Here is a 10,480-nt window from a genome sequence, read left to right on the forward strand (position 1 = left end):
ATATCAAATATAAGAATTCTAAATTTGTGTTTTAGAATTACTCTCAAGAATCAACTTTAAAAATATAGCATCATGCAATTGGTTTTCGCCTCAAACAATCTCAATAAAATCAAAGAAATTCAAAGCATCCTAAAAGGATCTATTCAATTATTAAGTTTAGAAGAAATTGGCTGTCACGAAGAAATTCCGGAAACTGCCGATACTATTGAAGGAAATGCCATTTTGAAAGCCAATTATGTTACCGAAAAATATGGCTATGATTGTTTTGCGGATGATACAGGCTTAGAAGTTACCGCTTTAAACGGAGAACCTGGCGTTTATTCGGCACGATATGCGGGAGAACAGCGCAATGCCGATGATAATATGAACAAACTTTTGGATGCATTATCAGATAAAGAAGATCGAAGTGCTCAATTTAAAACCGTTATTGCTTTAAACTTAAAAGGAGAACAGCATTTATTTACCGGAATTGCAAAAGGAAACATTATTCTTGATAAAACAGGAAATCACGGCTTTGGTTATGACCCTATTTTTCAACCTGAAAATTATACTGAGACTTTTGCTGAACTGGCCTCAGACATCAAAAACACAATCAGTCATCGTGCAAAAGCAACTCACCAACTAATTGATTTTCTGAACGCAGCAAAATAATTGTTTAGAATACAACATTTTAGAGCCCAAAATTTATATTTCACGACGTATTTTTCCCGAATTTTCTGGATTGTTAGAAAAAAATCGTGCTACACTAAACATAACTTTTTGATAATCAAATCATAACAAATACATAATTCTTAAAATAGCATTAGTTTATCTGAATAATTAACAGTAATTTTGCACCCTATTTTAAAAATACATATGAATAAATTTGAACAATTAGGATTGAATGAATCGTTACTGAAGGCGATTTTAGATCTAGGATTTGAAAATCCGTCAGAGGTACAGGAAAAGGCGATTCCCCTATTATTGGAAAAAGACACAGATATGGTTGCGTTGGCTCAGACAGGGACAGGGAAAACGGCAGCTTTCGGTTTTCCGCTAATTCAAAAAATTGATGCTGACAACAAAAATACACAAGCATTAGTTTTATCGCCAACACGAGAACTTTGTTTACAGATTACCAACGAACTTAAAAACTACTCAAAATACGAGAAAGGTATTAATGTGGTAGCAGTTTACGGCGGGGCTAGTATTACAGAGCAAGCTAGAGACATTAAAAGAGGAGCACAAATTATTGTGGCTACTCCTGGGAGAATGCAAGACATGATCAACAGAGGATTGGTTAACATTAAAAATATAGATTACTGTATTCTTGATGAGGCTGACGAAATGCTGAACATGGGATTTTATGAGGATATCGTATCTATTTTATCAGATACTCCAGATCAAAAAAGTACATGGTTGTTCTCTGCAACTATGCCACAAGAGGTTGCCAGAATTGCAAAACAATTCATGAGCGAACCGGTTGAAATTACTGTTGGAGCTAAGAACTCAGGTTCTGCAACAGTTTCTCACGAATTTTACTTAGTAAATGCACGTGATCGTTACGAAGCTTTAAAACGTTTAGCTGATGCTAACCCAGACATTTTCTCTGTGGTTTTCTGTCGTACTAAAAGAGATACACAAGCTGTAGCTGAAAAATTAATTGAAGATGGATACAGCGCTGCTGCATTGCACGGAGATTTATCTCAGGCGCAACGTGATGGTGTAATGAAATCTTTCCGTGGAAGACAAATTCAGATGCTTGTTGCTACTGACGTTGCTGCACGTGGTATTGACGTTGATAATATTACTCACGTAGTAAATTACCAACTTCCTGACGAAATTGAAACTTACAATCACCGTTCAGGACGTACAGGTAGAGCTGGAAAATTAGGAACTTCTATTGTAATTGTTACAAAAAGTGAGTTACGTAAAATTTCTTCTATCGAAAGAATCATCAAACAAAAATTTGAAGAAAAACCAATTCCATCTGGAATTGAGATTTGCGAAATTCAATTGTTGCACTTAGCAAACAAAATTAAAGATACTGAAGTTGATCACGAAATTGACAACTATTTACCAGCTATTAACAATGTTCTTGAAGGTTTATCTAAAGAGGAATTGATTAAGAAAATGGTATCTGTAGAATTCAACCGTTTTATTGCTTACTACAAAAAGAACAGAGATATTTCTACTCAATCTGGAGAAAGACGCGAAAGAAATGATTCTGAGCCAAGAGAATTCAATAATAACGGAGCAGTTCGTTACTTTGTAAACATTGGTTCAAGAGATAATTTCGATTGGATGTCTCTTAAAGATTACTTGAAAGAAACATTAGACTTAGGTCGTGATGACGTTTTCAAAGTAGATGTAAAAGAAGGCTTCTCTTTCTTTAACACTGATCCTGAGCACACTGAAAAAGTAATGGAAGTATTAAACAACGTGCAATTAGAAGGACGTCGTATTAATGTTGAAATTTCTAAAAATGATGGTGGCGGAAGACGTGACCATAACGGACGTAGCGGTGGAGGACGTAGTTCTGGACCGAGACGTGAAGGAAGTTTTGCTCCAAGACGTGAAGGTTCTGGTGGTGGATTCAGAAGCGACAGAAACTCTGCTCCTAGAGAAGGTGGTTTCAGAAGCGACAGAAACTCATCTGCTCCAAAAAGAGAAGGTGGTTTTAGAAGTTCAGCTCCAAGAAGCGAAGGTGGTTCAGACAGAGCTCCAAGACGTTCTGAAAGCTTTGGTGATTCACCAAGACCAAGAAGACCAAGAAGAGATTAATATTTTAATATCTTGAAATACAAAATCCCAAATTCCAAACATAACTGGAATTTGGGATTTTTTTTTGCTATAAGAATTTTAATCTGGATAAAAATTAGATCCAGAACAATGCAATCTAAATTTCTTTATCCTATTTTATTTAAATATAAAAAGCAGCATTAGTAGCTTTGTTAATTTTCTGATAATTATATTCGAAGTCTGCGAAATATTTAATCCCTATTTAGTACTTTTAGAGCTTTAAATCAGGATATGAAATATTTCGCAGTTTTCTTTTTTACATTACTATCTACAATTGGTTTTGCGCAAGACAGTGAGTCTACAGTACCCCAAAGAGTGTCTGGTTACATTATTAACGACAATAGCAAACAACCACTTGCCAATGTTAATATCATCAACACAAACAAGGTTCGAGGTGCAAAATCTGATGCCAAAGGATATTTTGAGATAGATGTTCAGCTAAACGATACCATTCACTTTTCGATTTTAGGATTTCAATCTCTAAGAATCAGGGTAACGAATGACTGGATAAAAAATAAAGTAACAAGAATTCAGCTTACCGAAAAAGCAATTGCTCTTGAAGAAGTTATTATCGCTCCTTTTAACTTAACAGGTTATCTTGAGGTCGATTCAAAATTAATTCCTACAAAAGAAAACTATCGCTACAGCATTTCAGGCCTTACACAAGGTTATGAAGCAGGTGAATATTCTCCAAATGCTTTTGGAAAAGTTTTAGGATCTATCTTTAATCCTGCCGATGTACTCTATGGTTTCTTTGGAAAAAATGGAAAAGAACTCAGGAAGCTAAAGGAAATGAGAAAAGATGATACTGTTCGAAATCTATTGGAATCAAAATATGATCGCGAAACTGTATCAGTATTACTAGGCATTAGCAAAGATGAAATTCCTGAAATTTTACAGCGTTGCAACTACTCAGAAGCCTTTATACAATCAGCAAACGATTTACAAATAATGGACGCTATTAATGGCTGTTACGAACAATATAAGGTCCTGAAACGAAATTAAATTTTACATTTAAACCTATATTTAAATCCTCAATTTTATAAATTGAGGATTTTTTTATGCCTTTAGGATTTTAAAAACCTTACATTTACCATTATCAATAACACAAACAAAATCAAGATATTATGGCAAAAAGTCAAGACGCTAAAAAAACAGCAAAAAAAGAACCGTTAAAAACGGCTAAAGAAAAGAAGGAAGAAAAAAGAGAGAAGAAAAATTCTCCTAAAAGAGATTAAGTTTCAGTCTCAGTTTACAGTCTCAGTTTACAGTTCTTTAAAAACTGAATACCGAGACTGCGACTGAATACTGTGACTTATTATTTAACCGGAATATTAGAAAGGATTTCTAACACAAATTTCCAATATTTTTGAGCCGAAGAAATACTCGCTCTTTCATCTGGTGAATGCGCACCGTGAATTGTTGGTCCAAAAGAAATCATATCCATATCAGGATAATTTGTTCCTAAGATTCCACATTCTAAACCTGCATGACAAGCTACTACTTTTGGCTTTTCGTTATTTTGTTTTTCATAGATTCCAACCAAAGTATCTAATATTTCAGAATTTACATTTGGAGTCCAACCTGGATAAGAGCCTGATAGTTCTACTTCGCAACCTACTAATTCAAAAGCAGAACGCAATGCATTTGCTAAATCAAATTTTGAAGTTTCTACAGATGAACGCGTCAAACATCCAATAGATATCTCTCCGTCTTTTACAATAACACGAGCAATATTATTTGAAGTTTCAACTAAATCTTCCATATCAGCACTCATTCTGTACACTCCATTATGAGCAGCATAAATCGCGCGAATAATTCCTTCCTGAACTCCTAAATCCATTACTTTTTCAGGCAAATCGCATTTTACGATTTCTATAGTAAGGTTTGGTTCTGTAGTTTTATACTCCGCTTTAATATCATTAATGATTTCCTGCATATCAAAAATATACGCTTCATCAAACATTTCAGAAATAATAACTTTTGCAACACTTTCTCTAGGAATTGCATTTCTTAAACTTCCACCATTAATTTCAACTACTTGCAAACCAAAGTTTTCAAAAGCATCAAATAACAAACGGTTCATAATTTTATTAGCGTTTCCTAAACCTTTATGAATATCCATTCCTGAATGACCACCATTAAGACCTTTTACGGTAATAATATGCCCAACTGATCCTTCCGGAACTTCTTCTTCATTATAAGTTCTTGTAGCTGTTACATCGATTCCACCAGCACAACCTATATCAATTTCATCATCTTCTTCTGTATCTAAGTTCAAAAGAATCTGACCTTGAAGAATTCCTCCTTTTAAATTTAAAGCTCCTGTCATTCCGGTTTCTTCATCAATAGTAAACAAAGCTTCGATTGCAGGATGAGGAATATCTTTGCTTTCTAAAATAGCCATAATAGTTGCTACTCCAAGTCCGTTGTCAGCCCCAAGAGTAGTACCACGCGCACGAACCCAGTCACCATCAACATACATGTCGATTCCTTGTTTATCAAAATCAAAAACAGTATCTGCATTTTTTTGGTGCACCATATCAAGATGCCCTTGCATAACGATTGCTTTACGATTTTCCATTCCCGGAGTTGCCGGTTTTCTGATGATTACATTTCGAATTTCGTCTTCAAAAGTTTCTAAACCTAAGCTGTTTCCAAAGTCTTTCATAAACTCGATCACACGTTCTTCTTTCTTTGAAGGACGCGGAACTGCATTTAAATCAGCGAATTTATTCCATAGCGCTTTAGGTTCCAGATTTCTTATTTCCTGACTCATTATATTTTGTTTGAAGTTTAACAATTAAGAATGTCAAAGTTACAAAGTTTATATTTTTTTTCGCTACAAATTTCACGAATTAGCACTAATTATCATCTTTAAAATCAAATTCCACAAATGCAATTCTTTTTTAGTTATAATAATTGTATTTATATTTACGTATCCAAAAATTGTACTGTGAAATCAAAATACATTCTTCCCCTATTTCTATTAGTTCAAATCATCTTTTTAAGAATCCTGAGATATTTTCCAGATTATGTCGAAGGCTTTTACAGCAACAATTTATATGTTAGAATTTCGCACTTCTCCAGAAGCGTTTTAGGCAAAATTCCATTTTCTGTGGGCGACTGCATTTATGCGATTTTAATTTTATCTATAATAGGATGGTTTTGGAAAATACGAAAAACATGGAGAACTGACTGGAAAGATTATCTTCTAAAAATTTTAGGAAAAATTTCTGTCTTTTACTTTTTCTTCCATTTTCTGTGGGCTTTTAATTATTATAGAGAACCTCTTTTTGAAAAAATGGAAATCAAAAGAGAATATACGGATGCCGATTTATTAGCTTTTACAAAGAAATTAATTCTGAAAACGAATGAAATTCAGCTTCAGATCACTAAAAACGACAGCGCTAAAGTCGTTTTTCCTTATACACAGACAGAAGCTTTTAAAATGAATTTAAACGGTTATGAAAATCTGGCTAAAGAGTATTCGTATTTTAATTATCAAATCCCAAGCATAAAAAAATCCCTTTTCAGCGTACCTTTAACCTATATGGGTTTTGGAGGATATTTAAATCCTTTTACTAATGAAGCTCAGGTAAATTTTTTATTGCCTATGTACAATTTCCCGCTTACAAGCTGTCATGAAATGGCACATCAAATGGGATTTGCCAGCGAAAGCGAATGTAATTTTATTGGCATTTTAGCCACATTAAATAATGAAAATTTATATTATAAATATTCCGGATATAGTTTTATGCTTAGATATTGCCTTGGAATATTACAAGCTAAAAACGAGAAAGTTTTTCTGCAATTAAAGAAGAAGGTGAATGTTGGAATTTTAAAAAATTATAAGGAAAGTCAGGATTTCTGGAAACAATACGATACTTTTATAGATAAGGGTTTTCATATTTTTTATGATAACTTCTTAAAAACAAACAATCAGAAAGACGGCATGGAAGGCTATAGTAAATTCATCGATTTGACGATTAATTATTACAGAACAAGAGATTTATAGTTCCGGTAACTAATTTAAAAGATTAAAATCTGCTTAATTTGAGGCAAAAAAAATAAAATTATTGTAACAAAAGTGATTTTAACACTACTAATACTTTTATGAGCGAAAATCTAGAACAGTTATTTGTTGCGCAATTGCAGGCAAATCAGAATATAATCCACAAGATTTGTAGATTATATACTGCCGGCGAAGACGCTCACAAAGACTTGTTTCAGGAAATTACCATTCAGTTATGGAAAGCTTATCCAAAATTTAGGGGCGATAGTAAATTTTCGACCTGGACGTATCGCGTTGCCTTAAATACCGCCATTACCTTATATCGAAAAACCAAACGAACCGTATCAACTGTTGAGTACGAAAGTCATCAGCATTTTATAAAAGATGTAGATTACAATTATGAAGAGGAAGAACAGATAAAATTGATGTACAAAGCCGTATATCAGCTTAATGACATCGAAAAAGCATTAGTTTTTATGTATTTAGAAGACAAAGATTATCAGGAAATAGCCGAAACTCTCGGAATTAGCGAAGTGAATGCACGTGTGAAAATGAACAGAATTAAAGGGAAACTTAAAAAAATATTAAATCCTTAAATTATTATGAAAGAACTGGATTTATTAAAAAAAGACTGGAAAAAGAACTCGGATTCTTTTCAACAAATTTCTGAAACAGAGATCTACAAAATGATTCACAAACAATCTTCTTCGACCGTGAAGTGGATTTTAGTGATCAGCATTTTGGAGTTTACATTATGGTCGTTATCTAACTTATTTATCAATACTGATGATTTATTGCGAAAAATGAATCATCCTGAAATTGTATTGGCTCTGGATATTTTAACCTATTTCAATTATGTAGTCGTTCTCTTTTTTGTGATTAATTTTTATAGAAATTATAAAACAATCTCAACAACTGTCGCAACAAAAACATTAATGAGTACTATTTTAAGAACCCGCAAAATAGTTCAGTACTACGTATGGTACAATTTAGGAATGCTGGTTGTTATCTCTATATTCAGCTATTTCATCACCTTTGTTTACAATCCTGATATGAGCTTTTTAAGAGATAAATTAGCCGCAGACGGAAAAGCAATGTTCTTTACTGTGGGAATTTTGATCCTGACAATATTAGGACTATTGGGTATATTCTGGTGTATTTACAGATTGATCTACGGAACTTTATTGCGTAGATTATATGCTAATTATAAGGAATTGAAGAAAATTGATTTTTAATAAGGTTCAAAGGTACAAAGTTGCATAGGCTCAAAGGTTTCTTTTTTTTGAGTTTCTAAGATGCTAAGGTACTAAGGTTTTTTTCTAAAATTGAAATCTGAATAGAGACAAACAAAAACTTAAAACTAATGTTCGCTTTCTGATGCTTTATAGCTCCATCTTCTCATTTCGTTAAGTTCTTCCTCGGCTTTGATTTCTTCGGCTGGAATTACTTTTAAAAATGACGGATGCTGCTCAATAGCATATTCTACTTTTTCTACGATTTCTTCGATGGTATCGTTTTCATAATCAATATCAAGAGGTTCTTTGATAATGAAGGATTGCAGAATTCCTTTTTTCTTCATTCGTAAACCTTTTTTGTCAAATGAACGACGGAAGCCATCAATAACAATAGGAATTACGATAGGTTTATGCTGTTTTATGATATGTGCTGTTCCTTTACGAACCGGTTTAAACGATTTTGTGGTTCCTTGCGGAAAAGTAATTACCCAGCCATCTTCAAGCGCAATTCTAATATTTTCAGTATCATTTGGGTTCACATCGCGTTTCTCTGTAACATCAACACCTTTTGATCGCCAGGTTCTCTCGACAGTAATAGCTCCAACATACGCTAAAATTCTTGGCAATAAACCGGCCTGCATTGTTTCTTTGGCCGCCACATAATAAATATTCATCTTGGGCTGCCACAGATAACCAATGTTCTTAATAGTATCCTGACGTCCGCTTAAACTTGCGTTAAACACATGAAACATTGCCACAACATCGGCAAAATAAGTTTGATGGTTCGATATAAACAAAACATTTGTATCAGGAAGCGTTTTAATAATTTCAGATCCTTCAATCTGTAAATCATTAAAACCTCTATATCTTCGATGAGTCATGGCCCCCAAAATACGGATTAACCATTTCTTGATGAATAATATATGTCCGAAAGGATTTCGTTTAAACAATCCCATAGCTGTTTATTGTATTTTTATGTAGAACGCAAACATACAAAAATTATTCTTTTAGCAGAACTATAAAGCAATTTCGGAAATAAATTGTTATTATAATGAATATCAAATTGTTAAATTACTACTTTTCAGAATTTAATTCAAAAGCAATTTTCAAAACATCCCTCAATTCACTTAAAATCATAGCGGTTGCTCCCCAAACAATATGATTTTGGATATTAAATGCTGGAACTGAAGCGTTATTAGCATAAGAAGTTGACAACGTGGCTTCGACAATAATTTCGTCATTTAAAAATACAGACAAAGGTAATTCTATAATATCGGCTACTTCTCTGATGTCAGGATAAAACAAAAGTTCTTCTTTCGCAATTCCCAAAAACGGATGTACCAAAAAATTACTTGGCGGAATATACATTGGTGTAAAATGTTTCACCAACTCAATTTTCTCAGGAGAAACACCTACCTCTTCATGAGTTTCTCTAAAAGCTGTTTCCTCGTAGTTTAAATCGGTGGTTTCGTATTTTCCTCCGGGAAAAGCAATTTGCGAAGAATGAACTCCGTTATAGGCATTACGAACAATTAAAACCAGATGAGTTTTTCCATTTTTTGGATAAAACAACATCATTACAGCAGCAATTCTTGGATTTTCTATTTTTAAATCTAAATTCTTTAAGGCTTCTATGCGCTCTTTTGGAGCCATTTTTATATGTGAGGCGACTGCCGGTAGTGTTACTGGAATTAAATTAGGAACATATTGCAAAAAATCTTGAAAATCCATATTCAAAGTTTATTTTTGTATTTTCAAATAAAATATAAATATAGTTTAGAAAACGCGTTTCTACAAGCTTTCTAAAATCAAAGCCATAAAAATGTACAGTAAAGAAGAATCACAACGAATGAAAAGAGAGTTTTGGGTGGCTTTCGCCGAAAAATATCCACGCAAATGGGTATTATACGACACCAAGATTAAAGATTTCTCTTTTAAATTTTTTGTAGACAATAAAAAAGCACAGGTTTTAATTGACATCGAACAAAGAAGCGATGAGAAACGTACTGCTTATTTTGAAAAGTTAGAAGCTTTAAAAAATATTCTGGAAGAGGAATTTATTAAAGATCTGGTTTTCGAAAAAAATTACACGCTTGAAAGCGGCAAAACCATTAGCAGAATCTGGACCGAAATACAAGGTGTAGGTTTCAGTAACCGCAATAATTGGGATATTATTTTTGATTTCTTTTTCGAAAAAATGAATGCTCTTGAAATGTTTTATCTCGAGTATGATGATTTTATTAAGGATATTGATTCTTAGAGAAAGGTACTAAAGTGCTTAGATGCTAAGGTTCTAAGTTTTACAACAAACCCGACAGATTTTAGAAATTGTCGGGTTTGTTTTTAGTTCTAATTTAAAGATTAATTATAGATATCAAACCTTACATTCCCCTTTTCATCATAATTTAATTTCCAAGTTCTTTCACTTTTAGAAATAATACTATTATCT

The 10,480-nt window shown here is 33.1% G+C and carries 10 protein-coding genes; 7 read left to right on the plus strand and 3 right to left on the minus strand.

From position 1 onward, the window contains the following. Nucleotides 1-72 precede the first annotated feature (72 nt). From FLACOL7796_RS19085 to FLACOL7796_RS19095, 3 genes are all read left to right on the plus strand, one after another. A complete protein-coding gene (locus FLACOL7796_RS19085; RefSeq protein WP_173972393.1) occupies nucleotides 73-651 on the plus strand; it encodes a non-canonical purine NTP diphosphatase in 579 nt (192 codons plus the stop codon). A 204-nt stretch (nucleotides 652-855) separates the two neighbouring features. Further along, nucleotides 856-2,763: a DEAD/DEAH box helicase gene (locus FLACOL7796_RS19090; RefSeq protein ID WP_173972394.1), complete on the plus strand. Its 1,908-nt coding sequence runs from the start codon at nucleotides 856-858 to the stop codon at nucleotides 2,761-2,763. 249 nt (nucleotides 2,764-3,012) lie between these two features. After that, a complete protein-coding gene (locus FLACOL7796_RS19095) occupies nucleotides 3,013-3,786 on the plus strand; it encodes a carboxypeptidase-like regulatory domain-containing protein (protein WP_173972395.1) in 774 nt (257 codons plus the stop codon). A 313-nt stretch (nucleotides 3,787-4,099) separates the two neighbouring features. Here FLACOL7796_RS19095 and FLACOL7796_RS19100 read toward each other — a convergent pair whose 3' ends face one another. Then, entirely contained in the window at nucleotides 4,100-5,560 is a 1,461-nt protein-coding gene (locus tag FLACOL7796_RS19100) for an aminoacyl-histidine dipeptidase (protein ID WP_173972396.1), read from the minus strand. A 177-nt stretch (nucleotides 5,561-5,737) separates the two neighbouring features. Here FLACOL7796_RS19100 and FLACOL7796_RS19105 point away from each other — a divergent pair, with 177 nt between their 5' ends. The 3 genes from FLACOL7796_RS19105 (at nucleotide 5,738) to FLACOL7796_RS19115 (ending at nucleotide 8,031) form a co-directional block, all read left to right on the plus strand. After that, entirely contained in the window at nucleotides 5,738-6,799 is a 1,062-nt protein-coding gene (locus FLACOL7796_RS19105; protein ID WP_173972397.1) for a DUF3810 domain-containing protein, read from the plus strand. A 98-nt stretch (nucleotides 6,800-6,897) separates the two neighbouring features. After that, complete coding sequence (locus FLACOL7796_RS19110; RefSeq protein WP_173972398.1) at nucleotides 6,898-7,392, plus strand: RNA polymerase sigma factor; 495 nt, start codon at nucleotides 6,898-6,900, stop codon at nucleotides 7,390-7,392. 6 nt (nucleotides 7,393-7,398) lie between these two features. Next, a complete protein-coding gene (locus FLACOL7796_RS19115) occupies nucleotides 7,399-8,031 on the plus strand; it encodes a hypothetical protein (protein ID WP_173972399.1) in 633 nt (210 codons plus the stop codon). A gap of 125 nt (nucleotides 8,032-8,156) precedes the next feature. Here FLACOL7796_RS19115 and FLACOL7796_RS19120 read toward each other — a convergent pair whose 3' ends face one another. Together FLACOL7796_RS19120 and FLACOL7796_RS19125 are read right to left on the minus strand one after the other, a co-directional pair. After that, complete coding sequence (locus FLACOL7796_RS19120; RefSeq protein WP_173972400.1) at nucleotides 8,157-8,987, minus strand: lysophospholipid acyltransferase family protein; 831 nt, start codon at nucleotides 8,985-8,987, stop codon at nucleotides 8,157-8,159. Between the two features lie 118 nt (nucleotides 8,988-9,105). Continuing rightward, entirely contained in the window at nucleotides 9,106-9,762 is a 657-nt protein-coding gene (locus tag FLACOL7796_RS19125; protein WP_173972401.1) for an NUDIX hydrolase, read from the minus strand. Nucleotides 9,763-9,853: 91 nt separating this feature from the next. Between FLACOL7796_RS19125 and FLACOL7796_RS19130 the strand changes: the two genes are divergently transcribed. Continuing rightward, nucleotides 9,854-10,291 carry a DUF4268 domain-containing protein gene (locus tag FLACOL7796_RS19130; protein ID WP_173972402.1) on the plus strand — a complete coding sequence of 146 codons (438 nt, stop codon included), beginning with the start codon at nucleotides 9,854-9,856 and terminating at the stop codon, nucleotides 10,289-10,291. The last annotated feature ends 189 nt before the right edge of the window (nucleotides 10,292-10,480 follow it).

It is taken from the genome of Flavobacterium bizetiae, assembly GCF_902804475.1.
Taxonomy (GTDB): Bacteria; Bacteroidota; Bacteroidia; order Flavobacteriales; family Flavobacteriaceae; genus Flavobacterium; species Flavobacterium bizetiae.